This window comes from Streptomyces roseirectus, assembly GCF_014489635.1.
Lineage (GTDB): Bacteria > Actinomycetota > Actinomycetes > Streptomycetales > Streptomycetaceae > Streptomyces > Streptomyces roseirectus.
In genome coordinates, this window is sequence record NZ_CP060828.1 from 1,667,684 (window position 1) to 1,687,880 (window position 20,197).

The 20,197-nt window shown below is 71.4% G+C and carries 20 protein-coding genes and 2 pseudogenes; 7 read left to right on the forward strand and 15 right to left on the reverse strand.

Going from position 1 to position 20,197, the window contains the following annotated elements:
* The first annotated feature begins 69 nt into the window (after positions 1-69).
* Entirely contained in the window at positions 70-735 is a 666-nt protein-coding gene (locus IAG44_RS06745; protein ID WP_187746209.1) for a TetR/AcrR family transcriptional regulator, read from the forward strand.
* A gap of 202 nt (positions 736-937) precedes the next feature.
* A complete protein-coding gene (locus tag IAG44_RS06750) occupies positions 938-2,305 on the forward strand; it encodes an MFS transporter (RefSeq protein WP_187746210.1) in 1,368 nt (455 codons plus the stop codon).
* Positions 2,306-2,401: 96 nt separating this feature from the next.
* Here the strand turns inward: IAG44_RS06750 and IAG44_RS06755 are convergent, their stop codons facing one another.
* The 4 genes from IAG44_RS06755 to IAG44_RS06770 all read right to left on the reverse strand — a co-directional run bounded on the left by IAG44_RS06755 (position 2,402) and on the right by IAG44_RS06770 (position 4,919).
* Positions 2,402-2,758 (reverse strand): ASCH domain-containing protein, encoded by a 357-nt coding sequence (locus IAG44_RS06755; protein WP_187746211.1) that lies wholly within the window; start codon positions 2,756-2,758, stop codon positions 2,402-2,404.
* Positions 2,755-3,870 (reverse strand): hypothetical protein, encoded by a 1,116-nt coding sequence (locus tag IAG44_RS06760; protein WP_187746212.1) that lies wholly within the window; start codon positions 3,868-3,870, stop codon positions 2,755-2,757. The genes IAG44_RS06755 and IAG44_RS06760 overlap by 4 nt, the downstream gene beginning before the upstream one ends.
* 183 nt (positions 3,871-4,053) lie before the next feature.
* A complete protein-coding gene (locus IAG44_RS06765) occupies positions 4,054-4,524 on the reverse strand; it encodes a hypothetical protein (protein ID WP_187746213.1) in 471 nt (156 codons plus the stop codon).
* A complete protein-coding gene (locus IAG44_RS06770; RefSeq protein WP_187746214.1) occupies positions 4,521-4,919 on the reverse strand; it encodes an ATP-binding protein in 399 nt (132 codons plus the stop codon). Before IAG44_RS06770 ends, IAG44_RS06765 begins: the two co-directional genes overlap by 4 nt.
* A 217-nt stretch (positions 4,920-5,136) precedes the next feature.
* On the opposite strand from IAG44_RS06770, the gene IAG44_RS06775 reads away from it, so the two are divergent.
* Both IAG44_RS06775 and IAG44_RS06780 read left to right on the forward strand, forming a co-directional pair.
* Positions 5,137-6,354 (forward strand): helix-turn-helix domain-containing protein, encoded by a 1,218-nt coding sequence (locus IAG44_RS06775; RefSeq protein WP_246561552.1) that lies wholly within the window; start codon positions 5,137-5,139, stop codon positions 6,352-6,354.
* A gap of 12 nt (positions 6,355-6,366) precedes the next feature.
* Entirely contained in the window at positions 6,367-6,843 is a 477-nt protein-coding gene (locus IAG44_RS06780) for a DNA-processing protein DprA (RefSeq protein ID WP_187746216.1), read from the forward strand.
* Between the two features lie 62 nt (positions 6,844-6,905).
* On the opposite strand, the pseudogene IAG44_RS06785 reads toward IAG44_RS06780, so the two are convergent.
* Together IAG44_RS06785 and IAG44_RS06790 are read right to left on the reverse strand one after the other, a co-directional pair.
* Positions 6,906-7,105 (reverse strand): annotated as a pseudogene (locus IAG44_RS06785) (hypothetical protein).
* A 239-nt stretch (positions 7,106-7,344) separates the two neighbouring features.
* Positions 7,345-7,791 carry a PPOX class F420-dependent oxidoreductase gene (locus IAG44_RS06790; protein ID WP_187752544.1) on the reverse strand — a complete coding sequence of 149 codons (447 nt, stop codon included), beginning with the start codon at positions 7,789-7,791 and terminating at the stop codon, positions 7,345-7,347.
* A 229-nt stretch (positions 7,792-8,020) separates the two neighbouring features.
* Between IAG44_RS06790 and IAG44_RS06795 the strand changes: the two genes are divergently transcribed.
* The gene (locus tag IAG44_RS06795) at positions 8,021-9,253 is read left to right on the forward strand and encodes a serine hydrolase domain-containing protein (RefSeq protein ID WP_187746217.1); all 1,233 of its coding nucleotides are present in this window, start codon (positions 8,021-8,023) and stop codon (positions 9,251-9,253) included.
* A 45-nt stretch (positions 9,254-9,298) separates the two neighbouring features.
* On the opposite strand, the gene IAG44_RS06800 is transcribed toward IAG44_RS06795, so the two are convergent.
* The 4 genes from IAG44_RS06800 to ribA all read right to left on the reverse strand — a co-directional run bounded on the left by IAG44_RS06800 (position 9,299) and on the right by ribA (position 13,449).
* Positions 9,299-10,411: a saccharopine dehydrogenase family protein gene (locus IAG44_RS06800; RefSeq protein WP_187752545.1), complete on the reverse strand. Its 1,113-nt coding sequence runs from the start codon at positions 10,409-10,411 to the stop codon at positions 9,299-9,301.
* A gap of 105 nt (positions 10,412-10,516) precedes the next feature.
* Positions 10,517-11,566 (reverse strand): saccharopine dehydrogenase, encoded by a 1,050-nt coding sequence (locus IAG44_RS06805; RefSeq protein ID WP_187746218.1) that lies wholly within the window; start codon positions 11,564-11,566, stop codon positions 10,517-10,519.
* Positions 11,563-12,708 carry an NAD(P)/FAD-dependent oxidoreductase gene (locus IAG44_RS06810; protein ID WP_187746219.1) on the reverse strand — a complete coding sequence of 382 codons (1,146 nt, stop codon included), beginning with the start codon at positions 12,706-12,708 and terminating at the stop codon, positions 11,563-11,565. The genes IAG44_RS06805 and IAG44_RS06810 overlap by 4 nt, the downstream gene beginning before the upstream one ends.
* An 81-nt stretch (positions 12,709-12,789) precedes the next feature.
* A complete protein-coding gene (ribA, locus tag IAG44_RS06815; protein WP_187746220.1) occupies positions 12,790-13,449 on the reverse strand; it encodes a GTP cyclohydrolase II in 660 nt (219 codons plus the stop codon).
* Between the two features lie 47 nt (positions 13,450-13,496).
* Here ribA and IAG44_RS06820 point away from each other — a divergent pair, with 47 nt between their 5' ends.
* The gene (locus IAG44_RS06820) at positions 13,497-14,273 is read left to right on the forward strand and encodes a creatininase family protein (protein ID WP_187746221.1); all 777 of its coding nucleotides are present in this window, start codon (positions 13,497-13,499) and stop codon (positions 14,271-14,273) included.
* A 140-nt stretch (positions 14,274-14,413) separates the two neighbouring features.
* Here IAG44_RS06820 and IAG44_RS43360 read toward each other — a convergent pair.
* The 5 genes and pseudogenes from IAG44_RS43360 to IAG44_RS06840 all read right to left on the reverse strand — a co-directional run.
* A pseudogene (locus IAG44_RS43360) lies at positions 14,414-15,511 on the reverse strand (lysylphosphatidylglycerol synthase transmembrane domain-containing protein); the annotation flags it as partial.
* Entirely contained in the window at positions 15,511-16,422 is a 912-nt protein-coding gene (locus IAG44_RS06825) for a methyltransferase domain-containing protein (protein ID WP_187746222.1), read from the reverse strand. The pseudogene IAG44_RS43360 and the gene IAG44_RS06825, both read right to left, overlap by 1 nt.
* Positions 16,419-17,651, reverse strand: a complete 1,233-nt coding sequence (locus tag IAG44_RS06830) for a glycosyltransferase family 4 protein (RefSeq protein ID WP_187746223.1) — start codon at positions 17,649-17,651, stop codon at positions 16,419-16,421. The genes IAG44_RS06825 and IAG44_RS06830 overlap by 4 nt, the downstream gene beginning before the upstream one ends.
* Positions 17,648-18,046 carry a 6-pyruvoyl trahydropterin synthase family protein gene (locus tag IAG44_RS06835; RefSeq protein WP_187746224.1) on the reverse strand — a complete coding sequence of 133 codons (399 nt, stop codon included), beginning with the start codon at positions 18,044-18,046 and terminating at the stop codon, positions 17,648-17,650. Before IAG44_RS06835 ends, IAG44_RS06830 begins: the two co-directional genes overlap by 4 nt.
* Positions 18,047-18,161: 115 nt before the next feature.
* Positions 18,162-19,145, reverse strand: a complete 984-nt coding sequence (locus IAG44_RS06840) for a zinc-dependent alcohol dehydrogenase (RefSeq protein ID WP_187746225.1) — start codon at positions 19,143-19,145, stop codon at positions 18,162-18,164.
* A gap of 108 nt (positions 19,146-19,253) precedes the next feature.
* Between IAG44_RS06840 and IAG44_RS06845 the strand changes: the two genes are divergently transcribed.
* Positions 19,254-20,042 carry a CDP-alcohol phosphatidyltransferase family protein gene (locus IAG44_RS06845; RefSeq protein ID WP_187746226.1) on the forward strand — a complete coding sequence of 263 codons (789 nt, stop codon included), beginning with the start codon at positions 19,254-19,256 and terminating at the stop codon, positions 20,040-20,042.
* Positions 20,043-20,197 lie beyond the last annotated feature (155 nt).

The window sequence follows — 20,197 nt, forward strand, 5'->3', positions numbered from 1 at the left end:
ACCACCAGGAACCCCTCACCCCACGGCCTTCTAGAATCCGCACACCGGCCGAACTCCCGAAGGACTCCGATGACCAGCGTCGACGAACCGGCACGCCCCACCGGACGGATCCGCGACGCGGCCCGCACCCGCGCGGAGATCCTCGACGTGGCGACCGGGGAATTCGCCCGGCACGGCTACGACGGCGCCCGCGTCGACGAGATCGCCGCCCGCACCCGCACCACGAAGCGGATGATCTACTACTACTTCGGCGGCAAGGAGCAGTTGTTCACGGCGGTCCTGGAACGCGCGTACGGCGTGATCCGCGAGGCCGAACAGGCCCTGGACGTCGGCCACTTGGACCCGGTCGCGGCGATCCGCCGGCTCGCGGAGCTGACCTTCGACCACCACGAGCGCCACCCCGACTTCATCCGCCTGGTGACCATCGAGAACATCCACGGCGCCGAGCACATCGCGGCCTCCGAGAAGCTGGGCCGGATGGGCTCCCCCGCGCTCGACGTGATCCGCCGCATCCTGCGCGCGGGGCAGGAGTCGGGCCTGTTCACGGCGGACGTCGACGCCGTCGACCTGCACGCGATGATCAGCTCGTTCTGCTTCTTCCGGGTGGCCAACCGGCACACGTTCGGCGCCCTGTTCGGCCGCGACCTGGTCGACCCCGGGCGGCGCGAGCAGTACCGGGCGATGCTCGGCGACATGGTGATCGCCTACCTGACGGCGGAGCGCGCGGCGGACTGACGGCCGTCCCAGCCCCCTGCGGGACGAGTGTCGGCGCGACCTCTTGACACCCGGGAAACGTCGGCGCAACATCCCTACCCACCGAGACTAACTATCCAGTGGGTTCATTAGCCGTCGCCCACACCGCGCGACCCGCCTTCGCAGACCCGCCCCTTCCGTCCCCGCTCGCTCCGCCCGCCGTGGAGCACCCGAAGGAGCCGCCGTGTCCGTCCCCGCCTCCACCCCGCCGCCCGCTCACCCCGCCGCACCGCCCGGCCAGCCGAGGAAGGCCGCCGCCGCTGCCTGGATCGGCAGCGCGCTGGAGTACTACGACTTCTTCATCTACGGCAGCGCGGCGGCGCTGATCTTCCCCGACGTCTTCTTCGATGAGTCCGACCCGGCGACGGCGACGCTGCTGTCGCTGGCCACGTTCGGTGTCGCGTACGCCGCGCGGCCGGTGGGCGCGCTGTTCCTCGGGCACTTCGGGGACCGCGCCGGCCGCAAGAAGATCATGGTCTTCACGCTGATGCTGATGGGCCTGTCGACATTCCTGATCGGCTGCCTGCCCACCCGTGAACAGGTCGGTACCCTCGCGCCCGTCCTGCTGGTGCTGTGTCGTGTACTCCAGGGCATCTCGGCGGCCGGTGAGCAGGCCAGCGCGGGGTCGATGACGCTGGAGCACGCGCCCTCGCACCGCCGGGGCTTCTTCACCAGCTTCACGCTGAGCGGCACGCAGGGCGGCCAGTTGATCGCCACGCTCGTCTTCATCCCGGTCGCGGCGCTGCCCGAGGACCAACTGCTGTCGTGGGGCTGGCGGGTGCCGTTCTGGCTGAGCGTCGCCGTCGCGGTGGTGGGCTACGTGATCCGCCGCAAGCTGGCCGAGACCCCGGCCTTCGAGCAGCAGGCCGCGACCGACGGCGTCGTCAAACTGCCGCTGGTGGTGCTGGTGCGCGAGCACTGGGCGGACGTCCTGCGGGTGATCGCGGGCGCGATGGTCGCCTCGGTCAGCACGATCTTCACGGTCTGGGCCCTGTCGTACGCCACCAGTGACGCCGTCGGCATGAGCCGCACCTCGATGCTGTGGGTCGGCGCGCTCGCCAACCTCGTCGCGCTGGCGGCGATCCCGCTGTGGGCGACCCTCTCCGACCGGATCGGGCGGCGCCCGGTGTTCCTGGCCGGCGCGGCGGGCAGCGCGGGCATGATGTTCCTCTACCTGTGGGCGATCTCGACCGCCTCCTACCCGCTGATCCTGCTGCTCGGCATCCTCACCTTCGGGGTCGTCTACAGCGCCGCGAACGGTGTGTGGCCGTCGTTCTACGGCGAGATGTTCACGACCCGCGTCCGTCTGTCGGGCATGGCGATCGGCACCCAGATCGGCTTCGCGATCGCCGGTTTCGCGGTCACGTTCGCGGCGGAGATCGCGGGCCCGGACGGCGCCGACTGGTCGTCCGTCGCCCTCTTCACGGCGGCCCTGTGCCTCCCGCCGGTCGTCGCCGCCCTCACCGCCCGCGAGACGGCGAAGATCCCGACGGAGGCCCTGGGCACGCGGACGGCGGGGTCGCCGGCCGACCGGGAGACGGTCTCCGCCTGACGCGCGGTGTGCGAGGCCCCGGCTGCCCCTAGGGCCGGGGCCACTGTGCGCTCAAGGGACCGCGCCGCTTCCGTGGGTGGGGGCAGCGCGGCCGTCTCAGGGAGTGAGTAGTTCGATCTTGATCGCTAGGGCGCCGAGTGCTTCCTTCTCGGGTGGGTAGATGGTTCGGATGTTGGCGAGCTGTTCCTCGCGGGTGGCTGTCGGGTTGACGTTCGCGGGTCCCTCGCCGTCGAGCAGGGCCTCGAAGTCGGCGTACTCGGTGACCTGTCGTACGTGCACGTCGCATGTCTCGTCGGTGCCCTTGATCCGGAACCGGATCACGTCGCCCGCGGCGAGGTCGGCGAGGTGGTCGTACTTGACCCGTACCTCCGTGGTCTTCCGGCCGGACGCGACCAGGTCGAAGTAGCGCCGGTAGAGGTTCAGCTCGCGGACGCGAGCGGCGGTGTCCGTCATGAGGCGGCAACGCTCCTAGGTGTTGGTGCGGTCATCATCCGGGCGAGTTCGCCGGCGGAGTACGAACGGAAGAAGTGACGGGGGTCGGACAGGACGACCTCGGCCATGTTGAGCAGTCGGTCGACGTACTCGCCCAACGAGCCCGGCCACTCCCGGGTGTCGAGCATCCAGGGGGCGGCGCCCTCGGGCAAGGTCGCGCGTCCTTCCCGGATGAGCGACTTGGACAGTTTGGCGCCGGTGTCGCTGAGGATCATGGGGCAGAACAGGCGGGCGGGTAACTGCCCTTGGGTGAGGCCGACGGCTTGTAAGGCGCCGTCGACCAGTTGGGAGCCGAACACCCAGTCGCCGCCCTTGACCATCACGTACAGGGTGCCGGTTCTGCCGGTGACGGCGAGTTCTTTGATCATGTTCCGGTACAGCGTGGCGAGGTCGAGGTACCCGTCGCTCGTCGGGCTGATGGTGACCTCGTACTCGCCGTGATGCAGGCAGACCGCCGACACCCTCCCCTCTTCGGCGCCGTCGTGCTGAACGTGTGTCCGTTCCGCGTGTTTCTCGGCCCAGCCGCACGCGGGCCGGGGGCAGGGAACCCGGATGTGCGCGATTCCGGAAGACGGGGCGAGCCACCAGCGCGCGGAGTCCATGCGCGGGAGCGCGCGGAGCCACGTACGGCGAAAGTGCTCGTCGGCCTGCTGGCGGCTGTAGGTCTCGACGGCGTACGGGACGTGCAGGCGCTCGGAGAGTGCGGCGAACAGGGGGCGGTACAGCTTGTCGACCTGCTCGACGACGCTCTGTTCCCCGAGTGCTTGCGCGTACGCGCGCTGGTAGCGGTGCCCCGACTCGTTGTCGGTGACGATGGCGTACGGCGCGTTGTCGAGGGCGCCGAACTGAACCTCGGCCGGTACACCGAACTTGTCCCGGACGCGTGCCGCCGCGGCGAACGTGAGGGACTGCACGAGCGAGGTTCCCATGTGCGGGGCCCCGTTGATCTGCGTCCCCACCACGAACACGATGCGGTCGGGCGCGGTGTCGAGGATTCGGGGCGTGAGTACGTCCACGGCGTGGTTGAGCGCGTTCGCGAGGACCGTGTTCGGTGATACGGGGTACATGGTCACCCTGTCTTCCCCCTTGGCAGATGGGCAGGACTGCGCGGGCGGTGCAATGGCGTGCTGTGGTGCGGGTGAGGCCGAGCGGCGACGTCTGTCCGGCTGAGCGCGTCGCGACGCCGGGTACGCTCGGCCCCAGCGGGTCGGCCCGGGGTCCACTACACCTCGGGGCGGCCCGTCTGCCGTGGCCGGTCAGAACCGGCGATGGCCGTGCGTGGTCCCCCACATCGCCAGGCCGCGCGCGAGGCTTTCCGCAAGATGCGCGTTGTGCTGCGCCTGGTCGACGCCGAGTTCGAGGGGCGCAATCACCAGAGAGACGCGGCACAGTTCCCCGCGTTCCACCAGGGTCAACCAGTCCCGAGACGGGGTGGGGAGCGTCATCACGTACCGATCATGGCCGTAGTCCAGCGTGACCAGCATGCGGCGGATCATGATCCGTTTGCCGATGGTGGGGGGCGGTTGGTCGGCGGGGCCGAGATGCAGCGAGGCCGCGAGGCGGCGCATTCCGTCCTCGACGGTTTCGAGGGTTTCGTTCGGCCGGCGCGGTCCGGGGTGCGTGATGAGGAGCTGGGCGACGTCGTATCCCTCGGCGTGGTGGATGGCAGAAGCGACGGTCACGCTGGCGATGAAGCCCGGCCCCGGGGGTACGTCGAGGGCCGTCATGATGCCTTGACCTCTGCCCAGACGATCTTTCCGAACTCGCGGCCGGACACGCCCCATTCTGCGATGGCATCGACGATGAACAGCCCTCGGCCTCGCTGGCGCTCATCGGATTCCGACCTGAAGCGCGGGGGGCGTCGGCGGGTGTCGTGCACTTCGACACGGAGGAGTTCCGGTGAGAAGGTGAACACGACGAGGAGCGAGTCCCCCGGCTCCGTGCCGTACCGGACCGAGTTGGTGACGAGTTCCGAGACCACGAGGACGAAGTCGCCGGCCGCTTCAGGGGGGACATGGTCGGGGAGAGCCGACTTGGCGAAGTCCCGCGCAGCGCTGGGTGCCCTTTCGTTGGCCAGCAAGATGCGTTCCCAGACAGGGCCCGTCGATGCAAGGGTCGTCATGTCGCCTTCCCCTTCAGCTACTTGTGGTGCACTGACTGAACCTCGCACCACAGTTGGTGAGCCAGGGGTGACCCGTGATGTGCATACACGTATGCGCGGGCTGCATAGCAGGTCGTTTCTGGGTAGAGGTGAAGCGTACGAACGGCGTTGAGGGGGACTCGTGAGTTGGACATCGGCCGCTCTTCGAACTGCGGCCCAAGCAGGCGACTACGGGCGGGTGATCCAACTCGCAAGACGTGATGCACGGTTGTCCCAAAAGGAAATGGGCGAAGCGTGCGGGGTAAGCCAGTCGGCTATCTCGCGACTTGAAAAGAAGGGCGTCGGCGGTACGTACGACGCGAAAACTCTGGCGCGGGCCGCCTCCCACTTGCAAATTCCTCCGCATTTGGTCGGCCTCGCCGATCATGCGGCGGCGTTGGCTGCGAACGCGGATATAGGTGGATCAGTGGAACGGCGTAACTTCTTCGGCGGAGTTGCTGCGGTCGCCGTTGCTCCGGTAGTTGCGAGTTTTCCTGCGGCTTCGGCGGAATATACTGCGAGCGACGGCGGATCAGCCGCCACGCTGCGTATGGTGACGGGTGGTTACCGGCGGCTCGACGGAACAACTCCGTCACGTCAGTTGGTTAAGCCTGTGCTTGAACATCTTCAACTGACACAGGCGCTCACTCAATCCGTGGAAGAACACGACCAGCGGAACAGGCTTGCTGCCGTTGGTAGCGAAGTAGCAAGTTTGGCTGGTTGGCTCTCCTGGGACATGGGAGATTACGGATCTGCCCGCACTTGGTATGGCTCGGCGATCAAGTCGGCCCGCAGAGCAGGTAATCCGTTGTTGGCCGCTTACCAGTTGGGAAGCCTCGCCCAGTTCGAGGCTCACGCTGGTAATGCCTCGGAAGGCATGCTGTTGGTGCGGGCGGCCCGGAAAGCGCTGGGGGAGCGACCGCCTGCGATCGCTGAAGCCTGGTTGACGTCAATCGAGGCGCTGTGTCATGCGGCGGCGGGTGACGGGCCAGAAACCGACGTGTCACTGAAGGAGGCTGCTCGACTCGCCGGCCGGATGGTTGGTGAATCGACGCCGTGGCCGTGGGTGTTCACCTTCAACGAGTCCAAGGTCGCCGCAACGCGTGTCGCATGTGGGGCGAAGCTTGGCCGTGCCGACTGGATCACTAGCGCTCAGGACTCTGTGGCCGCGGTTCTATCCTCCGGGCACGATAAGCAGCGAGCCTTGCTGATCCTTGACGTGGCATCCGGACATCTTGCCTCAGGGCGTATTGACGGAGCATTCGCTTTGGCCACGGGAGCCCTGGAAACCGGGGTCAAATACAGGTCTGGGCGCATTGTGGAACGGGCGCGAAGCCTGCGAAGGTCCTACTCGCCGCGCTTGCTGCCGCGTGTGGTGAGGGAGTTCGACGACCGATTGTATGAAATTTTCCTGTAGAGAGGGCTTGGAATGCGTGTGGGAATCACAGGGCATCGTGGACTCGGAAAGCAGACGGAAGAGATGGTAAAGACTGCTCTACGTCGAGAGCTTGAGGCGTTCGAACCTACGGAACTCTGTATCGTCTCGTGCATTGCGGACGGCCCTGATGCTTGGGCGGCTGAGGCGGCGCTCGACTTCGGAGGGCGTATTGAGGTCGTGATTCCGGCCGTGCAGTATCGCCAAGGGCTTCCTAAAGAGCATCACGCGACCTATGATCGACTGATTTCCATAGCGGCAGAAGTGCATGAAACAGGAATGGTCGAGTCCACCGATCGGGCTCACATGGCGGGGAGTGAAATTCTTGTCGGCTTGGTCGATCAGCTCATTGCGGTTTGGGACGGCCAGCCTGCCCGCGGATACGGGGGAACCGGTGACGTCGTCGCATACGCCCGAAGCATGGGCGTTCCCGTAACCGTGGTGTGGCCGGACGGCGCGTCACGCGACTGACACCGAACCGCGCTGTCTGGAACAACTCCCCCGTGCGGTCACATGTCCGCGGGGGGAGTTACCTACGTCCGTGTTGCGAACTGCCACAAGGTCACGGCGAGGCCGATCGCACCGACCAGGGCGGCGAATGCGGGAGCGGCCACCGGTTTCGTTCGAAGGCGGTTATTCGCTGGTCGTGGTCGGCGAGTTGCCGGTCGGTCTGGTCGCCGCGTTGTACGAGCAGGGCGAGGGAGCCGTCGCCCCGGGCGAACCCTGCGGCCATGGTTCCCCGTAGTTTCTCCAACTCGACGGCGAGGGCGCCGTCGGCCCACGGTAGGGACTCGGGAATGCCGGACGCGTCGACGATGGCGGGGAGCGCGACGGCGATACATGACGGTGTGCTTGCCGGCGGGGGTCATGGGTGGTGCCTCATTTGGTGAAGTGGGGAAACGACAAAGGCCCGCCCCGGCGCGGTACCGCCGCGCGCCGGGGTCTCGTCACCGCCGAGGCCGGACGATGGGCTCAGTCCGCCGGCCGTGCCGGGATCCCGTACGCACGTTCCACCGGGATCCGCAGGACGAGCCGCCGGTCGCGGACCATCGCGGCGCGGTAGTCGTCCCAGTCGGGGTGTTCGCCCTGGACGTCGCGGTAGAGGCGGATCAGCTCCTCGACGGTGTCGTCGTCGGGTTTCCGGGCCGGCGGTGTGAGGTCGGCGGTGCCCTCGACGACGGTGTAGGCCCAGCGGTCGGCGCTGGTGACGTGGTAGCTCACGCGGGGGTCGCGCAGGAGGTTGCGGGTCTTGGCGCGGTCGGCGGTGACGGAGATCCGCAGCGTGCGCTCGTCGGGGTAGTAGTGGTGGGTGACGTTCGACAGCTGGGGGCGGCCGTCGCGCTTGAGGGTGACGAGGACCCCGCCCGGGGTGCCGGAGAGCAGGGCGAGGAGGGCGTCGTCCGTCGTGTCCTGAGTCATGTCCAGCGTCAACTCCGGCGGGCGCGCCGCGCATTCCCCCGCCGCGTCATGTGCCATATGTGACATACCACCCCGCCTCGCTCCCCCGTCCCCGCAGAAGCGACGCACCCCACACGCCACACGGCTCCGAAAGGGGTTGCCCCCGTCTCCCACTGCGCAACGATGAGGAGTGAGGCGCTTCGGGGCAGGCGGGCCGGGGTGTCTCGACTGTCGCCCCCGGAGGAGAACGATGGCACTGCTGCGGCAAGAGGTCGACCCCGGCGAGGTCGGGCTGGATGCGAAGGTGCTGGACCGGATGGACCGGTACATCGCGCACGAGGTGGCGGAGGGCCGGCTGCCCGGCTACCTCGTCTCCGTGGCGCGCGGCGGCAAGGTCGCCCACCTCACCGCGCACGGCCACCGCGACGTCGCCGCCGGGCTCCCGGTCGAGCCGGACACCCTGTGGCGGCTGTACTCGATGACCAAGCCGGTGACGTCGGTGGCGGCGCTGCTCCTGGTCGAGGAGGGGAAGCTGTCGCTGGACGACCCGGTGGCGCGGCACATCCCGTCCTTCGCCGACATGCGGGTGTACGTCAGCGGCAGCGGCCGGGACATGGTGACGCGGCCCGCGAAGGGTCCCGTCCTGGTCCGTCATCTCCTCACCCACACCGCCGGGTTGACGTTCGCGTTCTACGGCACGCACCCCGTGGACGCCCTCTACCGCGAGGCGCGCCTGGACTCGTCGGTGGCGCCCGGCACGGACCTCGCGGGCACGGTCGACGTGTACGCGTCGCTGCCGTTGCAGTTCGAGCCGGGCACGGAGTGGAACTACTCGGTGGCCACGAACGTGCTCGCGCGGATCGTGGAGGTCGTGTCGGGGCGGGCGCTGGACGAGTTCCTGGCCGAGCGGGTGTTCGGGCCGCTGGGGATGCGGGACGCCGGGTTCTGCGTGAGCGACGCGCAGGCCGGGCGGCTGGCGGAGCTGTACGGGGAGACCGAGGACGGCGGCATCGCGCCGGTCGCCGGACTGCCGTTGCGCGGCCGGCCCAGGTTCCTTTCGGGGGCGGGCGGTCTGGTGGCCGGCGCGCACGACGTCCACCGGTTCGCGGAACTCCTGCGCGGGCGCGGCGAGTTGGACGGCGTGCGGCTGCTGGCGCCGGAGACGGTCGACCTGATGACCCGCAACCACCTCCCCGGCGGCGTCGACATGCGTGCCTTCGGCAGCCGGCCCTCCCACGACGAACCCAGCAAGGACGGGCTCGGTTTCGGCCTCGGCGTCTCCGTCGTCATCGACCCCGACCGCACCAAGGCCCCGGCGGGCCTGGGTACTTACGGCTGGAGCGGCGTCGCCACCACCACGTTCTGGGTCGACCCCGAGCACGATGTGACCGTCCAGTTCATGACCCAGGTCAGACCGCGCTCGTCGCACGCCCTGTACCCGGAGATCAAACGGTTCGTGCACGAGGCGCTGTCGGCGGGATGAGCGCGGGGTGGGACCCGTCGGCCGGCCACCCCACCCGCCGGCCGGCTATCCCACCCGCATCGTGAACTCCAGCCCCTCCTCCGCGAGTTCGTTCAGCCACTCCTCCGCGCGGACCGCCGTCTCCGGGCCCCGGCTCAGCCCCGGCGGCAGGGAGGAGTCGAGGATGTGGCGGACGCCGAGGGCGAGGGGGCGGGAGACGGTGTGGGCCATGGCGCTCTCCTCGGCGGTGCCGACCCGGTCGAGGAGGTAACTGCCGCTCCAGGTGCGGCCGTTCGCGCCGCGTACGGTCAACGAGACGCTGAGCACGACGCGGTCGCGGTCGGCGCGGGTCGTCGGGTAGGTCCGGGCGAGTTCCCCGGCGAGTTCGGCGATGCGCGCGTCGTCGCCCTTCTTCAGCTCGGCGAAGACCGGGGCCCACGCGTGCTGCCAGCCGTCGAGGCGGAGGGTGCCGCGCACGAACGTGTCGGCGTGCCAGCCGGGCGGCAGGTCGTACTGGGCGATGAAGGGGACGCTGTCGCGGTTGGGGTACGCCTCGAACACCTCGGCGCCCAGGGCGAGTTCGCGGGTCGCCTCCCACGGGTGGGCGGTCACCTTCTCGGCGCCGCCCTCGATGTGCCGGGCGGGTGAGCGCAGCGCGTTGAGGACCCCGAGGGGTGCCCAACTGAAGCGGTAGCGGAAGGAGTTGGGGACGGCGGGCAGGCCCCCGCAGTAGGAGGTGAGGGCGTAGTCGGCCCGGTTCTCGGCGCCGATCTCCGCGCGGGCCCGCGAGACGAGGCTGTGCGCGAAGAGGTGGTCGATGCCGGGGTCGAGGCCGGCCTCGGTGAGCACGGTCAGGCCCGCCGCCCGCGCCGCCTCGCCCTGCGCGAGCAGTTCCCCGGTGACGTAGCTGGAGCAGGCGAAGTGGGCCCGGCCCGCGAGGCACGTAGCGAGCAGCGCGGGGTGCTCGGAGGCCGGGAGCATCGACACCACGACGTCGCCCGGGGTGAGTTCGGCGGCCAGCGCGCCCGGGGTGTGGGCGCGGGGTTCGGCGCGGTCGGCGATGCCGAGGCGGTCCAGCACCTCGGCGGCGCGGTCGGCGGTGCGGTGCCACAGGCGGACGCGGTCGGCGTGGGCGGTGAGCGCCGTGAGGCCGCTGCCCGTGGAGAGACCGGCGCCCATCCAGTGGACCGTTCCGCTCGCGGATACCTGCTGCGCCACCGCTGCCTCCCCTTCGCCTCGACGCCTTCGCCCCGACGTCACTCCCGAGACTGTGACCCTTCCCGACTAGCCCTGTTTGATGCCGAGTTCACGTGACGCCGACGCGAATCGCGCCAGGCACCGCCCCCAAGGCCCGCTGTCCGTACGGAAGTCGAGGAGCTGGGGCAGCAGACTGGCCGAGAAGTCGGTGCTCGACTCCAGCGGCAGCAGCGAGGGCAGGTTGTCGATGGCGATCAGGTCGAACGGCGGCTCGTCGCGCAGCCGCCGCACGGGGTCGGCCCACTCGGTCGTCCGGTCGTACACCGGCAGCACGTTGAGCGGCGAGCCCACGTCGCAGGTCACGTCGGACACCGTGCGCAGCCGGCGGCCGGGGGCGTCGAGGTCCTGGGGCCGGACGAACGGCGGCACCGGGCTGGTCGCGAGGACGCAGTTGACGAGGAGGTCGTGGGCCAACAGGGCGTCGCGGTCGAGGTCCTGGGTCTCCGCGAGGTCCCAGGTGGTCGGTGAGATCCCGGCCGCCGCGAGGGCGTCGCGCGCACCCCGTCCGCTGCGTCCAAGGGCGCCGATCACCAGGGCCGAGATGTCCCGGTCGCCGGAGTCAGGGCTCAGCAGCTCCCCCAGCGCCTTCTCGTCCGTCGGGGTCAACTCGGCGGCGAGGCGGCCCCGGTGGTGCAGGACGGCGAGGGCGGCGCCGAGGTAGCCCGCCCAGTAGCCGAACGCGGCGAGGCGGCGGCCGGTGTCGTCGACCAGGTACTCCAGGTCGAGCAGGGCTCCCCCGCCGGCCGCGAACCGGGTCAACAGGGCCTCGGCGTCGGGCTGTTGCTTGTAGGCGTGGCCGAAGAAGATGTGCCGGTGCGTCAACTCGTCGGGGTCGTCGGGTAGTTCCTTCAGGCCGAGGATCACCGCGTCGTCCGGCGCCGCCACCCACGAGCCGGCGGGGGCGACTTGGGCGCCCACGGCCTCGTACTCCCCGGTGGGGAAGATCCGTTGGGGTGAGTCCTCGACCGTCAGGGTGATGCCGTGCTCGATCAGGCGGCGGGCGTCGGCGGGGACGACGGGGGTGCGGCGTTCGGTGGGGCGGGGTTCGTGACGGAGCCACAGGTGGACGGCGGTCATACGCGGTTGGCCTCCGGGCGCGGGGCGTCGGCGGCGAAGCGGCCGGCGCTCAGGGGGGTGACGTCCACGAAGGGTACGCGGCCGAGGACCAGGTCGCGCATCACCTCGCCGACGGCCGGCCCCTGGAGGAAGCCGTGCCCGGAGAAGCCGGTGGCGTACAGGAAGCGGGAGACCGAACTCGCCTCGCCGATCAGGGCGTTGTGGTCCGGGGTGACCTCGTACAGGCCCGCCCAGCCGCCCGTGCGGCGCAGGTCGAGCAGGGTGGGCGCCCGGTGTTCCATCGCGGCGGCGAGGCGGGGGATCCAGCGGTCGTGGGTGTCGGTGGCGAAGCCGGGGCGCTCGTCGGGGTCGGACATGCCGACCAGCAGGCCGGGGCCCTCGGGGTGGAAGTAGAAGGTGGTGGTGAAGTCGATCGTCATCGGCAGGCCGGGCGGCAGCCCGGGAAGGGCCTCGGTGACGGCGACCTGGCGGCGCAGCGGCTGGACGGGCAGGTCGACGCCGACCATCTCGCCGACCGACTTCGACCAGGCGCCGGCCGCGCAGACGACCGTGTTCGTGGTGATGCGGCCGATCGTGGTGTGCACGGCGGTGATCGTGGAGCCGCGCGTCTCGATGCCGGTGACCGCCGTGCGGCGCAGGATCCGGGCGCCGTGGGCGCGGGCGACGTCCGCGTAGCCGTGGACGACGGCCTCGGGCGTGCAGTGGCCGTCGTCCGGCGAGTAGGCGGCGGCGAGGACGCCGTCCGTGGTGATCAGGGGGTTGAGGCGGCGGGCCTCGGCGGGGTCGATGAGGCGGCTGGGGACGCCGAGGGCGTTCTGCAGGGCGATGCCCGCCTCGAAGGAGGCGACCTCCTCGGGGGTGGTGAGGAGGAAGAGGTAGCCGGTGCGGTGCAGGTCGATGTCGTGGCCGGTGTCCTCGCCGAAGCGGGCGAACGCCTCCAGACTCCGGGCGCCCAGACGGATGTTGACCTCGTCGGAGAACTGGGCGCGGACCCCGCCCGCGGCCTTCGAGGTCGACCCGGCGGCGAGTTCGTCACGTTCGACGAGCACCACGTCGCGGACCCCGGCGGCGGCGAGGTGACAGGCGATGCTGGTGCCGATCACCCCGCCGCCGATGACGACGACCGAGGCATGCGTGTTCAAGCGTGCGGCTCCTTGTGGGCGGCGGCCCCGGCCCGTGTGCCGAGGCCGGGGGGGTGCGACTGCCGTCCTGCCGACGGGAGTTCAGGACCAGTGGGCCACCGCGTCGAGGTGCGGCAGGTGGTGGTCGAGGCGTTCGCGCTTGGTGCGCAGGTAGGTGATGTTGTTCTCGCACGGCGGGATCAGCAGCGGCACCTCCTCGGCGACCTCGATGCCGTTGTCCGTCAACGCCTCGCGCTTGCGCGGGTTGTTGGACATCAGGCGCACCGAGCGCACACCGAGGTCGCGCAGGATCTCGGCGGCGACGCCGTAGTCGCGGGCGTCGACGGGGAAGCCGAGGGCGACGTTCGCCTCGACGGTGTCCAGGCCCTCCGCCTGGAGCGCCATCGCGCGCAGCTTGCCGAGCAGTCCTATGCCCCGGCCCTCGTGGCCGCGCAGGTAGACGACGACACCGCTGCCCTCGGCGACCACCGCGCGCAGCGCGGAGTCGAGCTGGTCGCCGCACTCGCAGTGCTGCGAGCCGAACGCGTCGCCGGTGAGGCATTCCGAGTGCAGCCGGGTCAGGACGTCCTCGGCGCCGAGTTCGCCGTAGACCAGGGCGACCTGTTCGTCACCGCGGTCGTGGTCCATGTAACCGACGGCCTGGAATTTGCCGTAGACGGTGGGCAGAGGGGCATTCACCACGCGTTCCACGCCCGTGCGCTGCGGGGTCTTCTTGCCGAGTACACCGATTTTTTCTGTCATGATCTGGTTCCTAAGAGTCCGATGGGGAGTCGAAAGGGCGGGAAATGATGAGTGGTCCGGAAATACGGGCGGCGGGGCGTGGGACGGTGGCCTCGGCACTGCCGACGGACACCACCGATGACGTACGGACGCGAGGGGCGGCTGTCTCAACGCGGATCGCGGTCCTTCCCGTCGGCAGCTACGAGCAGCACGGCGCTCATCTCCCGCTGGCCACCGACACGCTGGTCGCGTGCGCCATCGCCCGGGAGATCGCGGACGCGCATCCCGTGCACCTCCTTCCGCCTGTGACCATCGCCTGCTCGCACGAGCACGCGGACTGGCCCGGGACCGTCAGCATCTCCTCCGTCACGCTGCACGCGGTGGTGCGTGACATCGCGGCGTCGCTGCGCCGTTCCGGCGTCGAGGGCCTGGTCGTGGTCAACGCGCACGGCGGGAACTACGTCCTCGGCAACGTCGTCCAGGAGGCGTCCGCGCGCGGCGAGCACCTCGCGCTCTTCCCGGCCCCGGAGGACTGGGAGGAGGCCCGCGTCGCGGCGGGGGTCGAAACCTCCCTCCTCACCGACATGCACGCCGGTGAAATCGAGACGTCCATCCTTCTGCACGCGCATCCGGAAGTCGTCAGGCCCGGCTACGAGTCCGCCGATTTCACCGCCGACGACCGCCGTCATCTCCTCACCTCGGGAATGTCCGCCTATACCGATTCGGGTGTCATCGGCCGGCCTTCGCTCGGCTCCGCGGAAAAGGGGGAGCGGCTTCTGGCGAGCCTCGTGGATTCCTTCGGGGCGTATTTCTCGCTGCTGAGTTCCCGGGTGTCGGGGGAATAGGGCGGTACGGACGGCGCGGGGATGTGTGACCGCGAGCGCACCCCCGCCCACCACCGCACCACCAGCACCCCGGCCCCCGGCAGCGCGGCGACGAAGCACAGCACCCCGTAGACGACCGACACGGAGAACCCCGTCTCCGCGCCCAGCCCGGCCGCGCCGAACGCCCAGGCGGTGACCCCCTCCCGGGGCCCCCACCCGCCGACGTTCAGCGGCACGCCCATCGCGAGCAGCGCCAGCACGGCGAGCGGCAGCAGCCGCACGACAGAGGTGGACGCCCCCGCGACACGCGCGGCGACGACGAACGTCGCGATGTGCCCGGCGAGCACGACCAGCGAGGACAGTGCGACGCCGGGCCCGTTGCGCCGGGACAGCAGCGCCTCCCGCGCCTCGGCCAGCATCCCCCGCACCCTTCGTCCGCGCCGGGTGAGCGGCGACGGCGTCGCGGCGGCCGGCGTCCGGTTCATCCGCACGGCGACCACCACCGCGAGCACGCCCAGCCCCGCGAGCGCGACGAGCGGCACGACGTGCCGCACCTCCCCCGCGACCGGCGACGGCACCGCGAGCAGCACCGCGAGCCCGACGACGGCGAGCGCGAGCTGACCTGCGGCCCGTTCCCAGAACACGGCGCGCACGCCGCGTCCGACGTCGCCCTCGCTCTGTCCGTGGCGCACCGCGCGGTGGACGTCGCCGAGGATCCCGCCGGGCAGCGCGGCGTTGAGGAACAGGGCCCGGTAGTAGTCGCCGACGGCCGCGCCGAGCGGCAGCCGGATCTTCAGCCCGCGCGCGACGAGCGCCCAGCGCCACGCGCTGAACACGGTCGTGACGCCGCCGATCGCCAGCGCGAGCACCAGCGAGGCCGCGTCGATGCGCCGCAGCCCGTCGAGGAAGACCCCGGTGCCCATCCGCCACAGCAGCACCCCGAGGATGACGACCCCGGCGAGCGTCCCGAAGTGCGTCCGCAGCGCCCGCACCCAGGAACGCCGGCCGGGAGCACCCACGCCCTCGGCGACACCGGCGACAGCACCGGCCTGCCCAGCGACACCGGCCCTCTGATCGACGTCAACTCGCCCGGCGGCACCGGCCCTTGCCCCGGCGCCGTCCTCCCCCGCGACACCGGCCCCGTCCAGGCCGCCGTCCGCCTCACCCCCGTCCCCCCGGGGCAGAACCTCCACGCCCCGCCCCGGACTCGCGGGCTGCACCCCACCCCCGCCGACGACACCCCCCGACCCCTCGGCCATCAGGCGCTCCTCACCGGCCGGGCCAGCGCCAGCAGGTCCGTGTGATGCACCGCCACCCGCAGTTCGCCCGCGGCGGCGGCCGCGAGCCGCGCCTGAAGGTACTCCTGCGCGCGGGCGGCGAGTTCGGGGCGTTCCTCGACGGCGGCGCCGACCCAGCCGCGCAGCCACTGGGCGGTGAGGGCGGCCTCGTCCGGCCCGAGCCGCCAGGCGCTGGGGTGCAGCTTGACGGTCGCACCCCGGGCGTCGAACGCCTCGGCGGCGTAGGTCACCGCGTCGGGCCCGAGCAGCCCGTCGCGCCGCTGGTGGGCGTTGAAGGCGTCCTGGATCTCCGCGTCCAGGGGATCGGCGGCCGACAGCTCGACCCGCCCGGCGACGGACAGCGTCAGCAGCGCGGGGCACCCGGCGCCCACGCACGCGTCGACCAGCGCGTCGATCTCCTCCCGGGTCAGCACGTCCAGCAGCGCGGACGCGGTCACCAGCGAGGCCCCGCTCAGCGCGTCCGGGGTCAGCCGGGCGACGTCCCCGCGCCGGGTCTCGACGGTCACCCGGCTGCCGTCGGCGGCGGCGCGCGGCGAGGCGACCGCCGCGAAGTGCAGCAGGTAGGGGTCGCGGTCGTGCAGCACCCAGTGCTGGGCCCCGTCGAGGCGGGGGGCGAGCCAGCGGCCCATGGAGCCGGTGCCGCAGCCCAGGTCGTGGACGACGGTCCCGGCCTTCCCGCCGGGCAGGTTCGCGAGCCGGATGCGCAGCGGGTCGAGCAGGTCCAGCGCACGCGCGCTCGCGTCGGCGGGCTCACGCAGCTGAAGCCACTCGGGCGCGTACCGGGGCGGGTCGTCGGGCCCGCCCTCGCGCAGCCGTACGGTGGCCCGTTCCGCGACGGGCCCGGCGCCGGGGATGACGTCGGCGCTGCTCATGCGGCCCTCCAGGACTCGCGGGGAAGCCGGCCGAGGACGCCGGCGAGGCTCTGGGCGGTGGTCGCCCAGCCGTTCAGCGCGGCGCGCCGGCCGCGCGCGGCGGACTTGAGGCGGCGGCGCACGTCCGCCTCCTTGAACCAGCCGCGCAGTTCGGCCACGAGGGCGGCCGGGTCCTCCGGCGGCACGAGGATCCCGGGGACACCGCCGTCGGGGGCGCGCCCGACGGCCTCGGCGACGCCGCCGACGTCCGTGGCGAGCACCGGGATGCCACGTGCGAGGGCTTCGGTGACGGCCATGCCGTACGTCTCGGCGTACGAGGCGAGGACCATCAGGTCGGCGGCGGCGTAGCTGGCGTCGAGGGCGGCGCCGGACTTGGCGCCGGCGATCCGCAGACGGTCCTGGAGGCCGTGCCGGGCGATGAGTTCGCGCAGGTGGGCGACGTACTCGGGGTCCTGGTCGACGCCGCCGACGAGGTCGCAGGTCCACGGCAGGTCGGTCGCCGCCGCCAGCGCCTCGACCAGGCGGTGCTGGCCCTTGCGGAACGTGACGGAGGCGACGCACACGAGGTGCGAGACGCCGTCCGTGCCGGAGGCCAGCGGCGCGATGTCGGCGCCGGGCGGGGCCGTGTGCACCTTCTCGGGGGCGAGCCCGTGGTGCGAGACGAGCCGGCGCACGGCCCAGTCGCTGGTGGCGATGACGGCGGGCACGGCCCGCAGGACGGCGCGCTCGCGGGCGTCGAGTTCGGCGGCGACCTCGGGCGCGAGGCCCGTCTCGTCGCCGAGCGGCAGGTGCACGAGGACGGCGAGCCGCAGCCGCCCGGCCTCCGGGACGACGACCTCGGGGACCCCGCAGGCGACGATCCCGTCGAGCAGGACGACCGCCCCGTCCGGGAGTTCGCGCAGCGTGCGGGCGAGGGCGTCGCGGTCGCTGTCGGCGGGCCGGGGCCAGGCGCCGGCCGCGAGGTGCTTGCGCACCTGCCAGCCGAAGCCGGGCAGGTCGAGGCAGACCCGCCGGTCGTAGGCGTTGCCGCCGCTGGGCCGGCTGAGGTCGTCGACGCCGGCGGGCAGCACGAAGTGCACGGTGCGCAGGGACATCGGGATCAGGTCGCCGTTCTTCCGTACGACGGGCTGCTGCTTGGGCACGTAGGTGAGCGCGCCGGTGTCCGGCTTCGCCGGCTTCTCCAGCTTTTCCAGCCGGACGGCCGTCCGCTCGATGGTCGTGTCGGTCACAGGGCACGCTCGTAACTCGCCCAGGCGATGTGCGACTCGTGCAGGGTGACCGAGAGGGCGCTGATGCCCCGGGCGCCCTCGCCGAGCGCGCCCTTGTGGATCCGGTCGGCGAGCCGGTCGGCGATGACCTTCGCCAGGAACTCGGTGGACGTGTTCACCCCGGCGAAATCTGGCTCGTTGTCCAGATTCCGGTAGTTCAGTTCCGCGACCACGGCGCCGAGCTCCTGGCTCGCGAGCCCCATGTCGACGACGATGTTGTCGTCGTCCAGCGTCTCGCGGCGGAAGGTGGCGTCCACGAGGAACGTCGCTCCGTGCAGGCGCTGCGCGGGTCCGAAGACCTCGCCGCGGAAGCTGTGGGCGATCATGATGTGATCGCGGACGGTGACACTGAACAACGGACGACCCTCCAGGTGCGGCGCGTCTGGTCCCCCGGACCGCTCGTGCCGGGGGATGCCGTGTAGTACGGCCGGCCGCTTCCCCTTGTTCAGCGGCCGGTCCTCTTTTCTCAGGTCAGGCGTGCGGCGCCGGGTAGCGCACCCGGTGGCACAGCGCGGGGATCTCGCCCGAGGCCAGCCTCGGCATGACCTCGGGCAGCTCGTCGAACGCGCACTCTCCGGTGATCAGCGCGTCGAGGGCGGGGTCGGCGAGCAGGTCGAGCGCGAGGGCGAGGCGGTCGGCGTAGGTGCGGCTCGCGCGCGCGGGCGCGACGGTGCCGACCTGGCTGCTGCGGATCGTCAGGCGCCGCGAGTGGAACGCCTCGCCGAGAGGCAGCGCGATGCGCCGGTCGCCGTACCAGCTGAGTTCGACGACGGTGCCCTCGGGGCGCAGGAGTTCGAGGGCGCGGGTGAGGCCGGCCTCGGTGGCGCTGGCGTGGATCACGAGGTCGAGGTCGCCGGTGGCGTCCTCGGGGAGCGCGAAGTCGATGCCGAGTTTCGCGGCGGTCTCGGCGCGGGCGGGGTCGGCGTCGACGAGCTGGGCCCGGACGCCGGGGAAGCGGGCGAGGAGGGCCGCGACGGAGCAGCCGACCATCCCGCCGCCGATGACCGCGGCGCGGTCGCCGATCATGGGGGCGGCGTCCCAGAGGGCGTTGACGGCGGTTTCCACGGTGCCGGCGAGGACGGCGCGCTCGGGGGGAACGTTTTTGGGTACGACCATCACACGGTCAGCTGGTACGACGTACCGCGTCTGGTGCGGGTACAGGCAGAACACGGTCTGGCCGACGAGGTCCGCCGGGCCCTGTTCGACCTCGCCCACATTGAGGTACCCGTACTTCACCGGGGCCGGGAAGTCGCCCTCCTGGAACGGGGCGCGCATCGCCGTGTGCTGGTTGTCCGGGACCTTGCCGCCGAAGACCAGGGTCTCGGTGCCCCGGCTGATCCCCGACCACAGCGTCCGCACCAGCACCTCGCCCTCGCCGGGCGCCGGGACGGCCGTCTCACGCAGCTCCCCCTCCCCCGGACGACTGATCCAGAACGCACGTGCGGCGTTCTTCATGCGAAACCTCCTGAACGATCGGCATCCGGTTCACGTACCGAGATGTGGCACAGGCCGCGCACAGTACGCGGCGATGATCGACTCTGTCACTCGGCCGGAGGATGTGCGGTGGCCCTGAACAACACGTACGAGGCAAGGCTGGTCCAGCAGGAGACCGCTCTGGGAGCGGGCGCGCAGATCCTGCTGCTGGCCCTGCTGGGCTCGGTGATCGGCATGGGGACGGCGGGCTGGGCGACCGGCCTCGTCTTCGCCCTCGGCACCTGGGCCCTGCTCTCCGGCGCCTGCCACCGCTCCGGGATCCGCACGTTCGGCCCCGCCAACCGCGTCACGCTCGGCCGCGCGACCCTCGTCGGCGGGGTGACGGCCCTGGTCGCCGACTCCTTCGAGTCCGCGCCGCCGGTCACCCTGCTGGTCGGCCTCACCGCGATCGCGCTGATCCTCGACGGCGTCGACGGCAAGGTGGCGCGGCGCACGGGGACGTCCACGCCGCTCGGCGCGCGCTTCGACATGGAGGTCGACGCGTTCCTGATCCTGGTGCTCAGCGTCTACGTGTCCACGCAGCTCGGGCCCTGGGTGCTGCTCATGGGGGCCATGCGGTACGTGTTCGTCGCCGCCGCGTACGTCTGGCCGTGGCTGAACGCCGCGCTGCCGCACAGCATGGCCCGCAAGACCGTCGCCGCGACGCAGGGGGTGTGTCTGCTGCTCGCCGGGTCGCAGTTGCTGCCCTACGCGGCGAACCTCGCGATCGCCGGGACGTCGCTGGCCGCGCTGATCTGGTCGTTCGGACGGGACGTCCTGTGGCTGTTCCGGACGCGGCCCGGGGCCCGGGTGGCGGTGGCTGAGGCGCCGGTGGTCACGGCGGTGGCTCAGGAGACGGCGGTGCTGGCGGCGCGCTGAATCCGCAGCGGGAGGGCCCGGACACCGCAGGGGTGGTCCGGGCCCTTTCGTGTGGGCCCGCGCGAGACCGCGGGGGCGTGTTTCCCTACGGGTCTGCTCGACTGCTGTCGCGCCGAGCGCGCCCGCGCCACCGCGCATCCTCCGGCGCCGGCGGG

What these genes read in the sequence shown, in the direction of transcription:
- IAG44_RS06805 (WP_187746218.1), bottom strand. Translation starts at nt 11,566, where the DNA reads ATGACCGCCGTCCACCTGTGGCTCCGTCACGAACCCCGCCCCACCGAA.
- IAG44_RS06770 (WP_187746214.1), bottom strand. Translation starts at nt 4,919, where the DNA reads ATGACGACCCTTGCATCGACGGGCCCTGTCTGGGAACGCATCTTGCTG.
- IAG44_RS06790 (WP_187752544.1), bottom strand. Translation starts at nt 7,791, where the DNA reads ATGACTCAGGACACGACGGACGACGCCCTCCTCGCCCTGCTCTCCGGC.
- IAG44_RS06825 (WP_187746222.1), bottom strand. Translation starts at nt 16,422, where the DNA reads ATGAGCAGCGCCGACGTCATCCCCGGCGCCGGGCCCGTCGCGGAACGG.
- IAG44_RS06795 (WP_187746217.1), top strand. Translation starts at nt 8,021, where the DNA reads ATGGCACTGCTGCGGCAAGAGGTCGACCCCGGCGAGGTCGGGCTGGAT.
- IAG44_RS06820 (WP_187746221.1), top strand. Translation starts at nt 13,497, where the DNA reads ATGAGTGGTCCGGAAATACGGGCGGCGGGGCGTGGGACGGTGGCCTCG.
- IAG44_RS06765 (WP_187746213.1), bottom strand. Translation starts at nt 4,524, where the DNA reads ATGACGGCCCTCGACGTACCCCCGGGGCCGGGCTTCATCGCCAGCGTG.
- IAG44_RS06840 (WP_187746225.1), bottom strand. Translation starts at nt 19,145, where the DNA reads ATGAAGAACGCCGCACGTGCGTTCTGGATCAGTCGTCCGGGGGAGGGG.
- IAG44_RS06745 (WP_187746209.1), top strand. Translation starts at nt 70, where the DNA reads ATGACCAGCGTCGACGAACCGGCACGCCCCACCGGACGGATCCGCGAC.
- ribA (WP_187746220.1), bottom strand. Translation starts at nt 13,449, where the DNA reads ATGACAGAAAAAATCGGTGTACTCGGCAAGAAGACCCCGCAGCGCACG.
- IAG44_RS06780 (WP_187746216.1), top strand. Translation starts at nt 6,367, where the DNA reads ATGCGTGTGGGAATCACAGGGCATCGTGGACTCGGAAAGCAGACGGAA.
- IAG44_RS06755 (WP_187746211.1), bottom strand. Translation starts at nt 2,758, where the DNA reads ATGACGGACACCGCCGCTCGCGTCCGCGAGCTGAACCTCTACCGGCGC.
- IAG44_RS06800 (WP_187752545.1), bottom strand. Translation starts at nt 10,411, where the DNA reads ATGGGCGCCGGTCTCTCCACGGGCAGCGGCCTCACGGCGCTCACCGCC.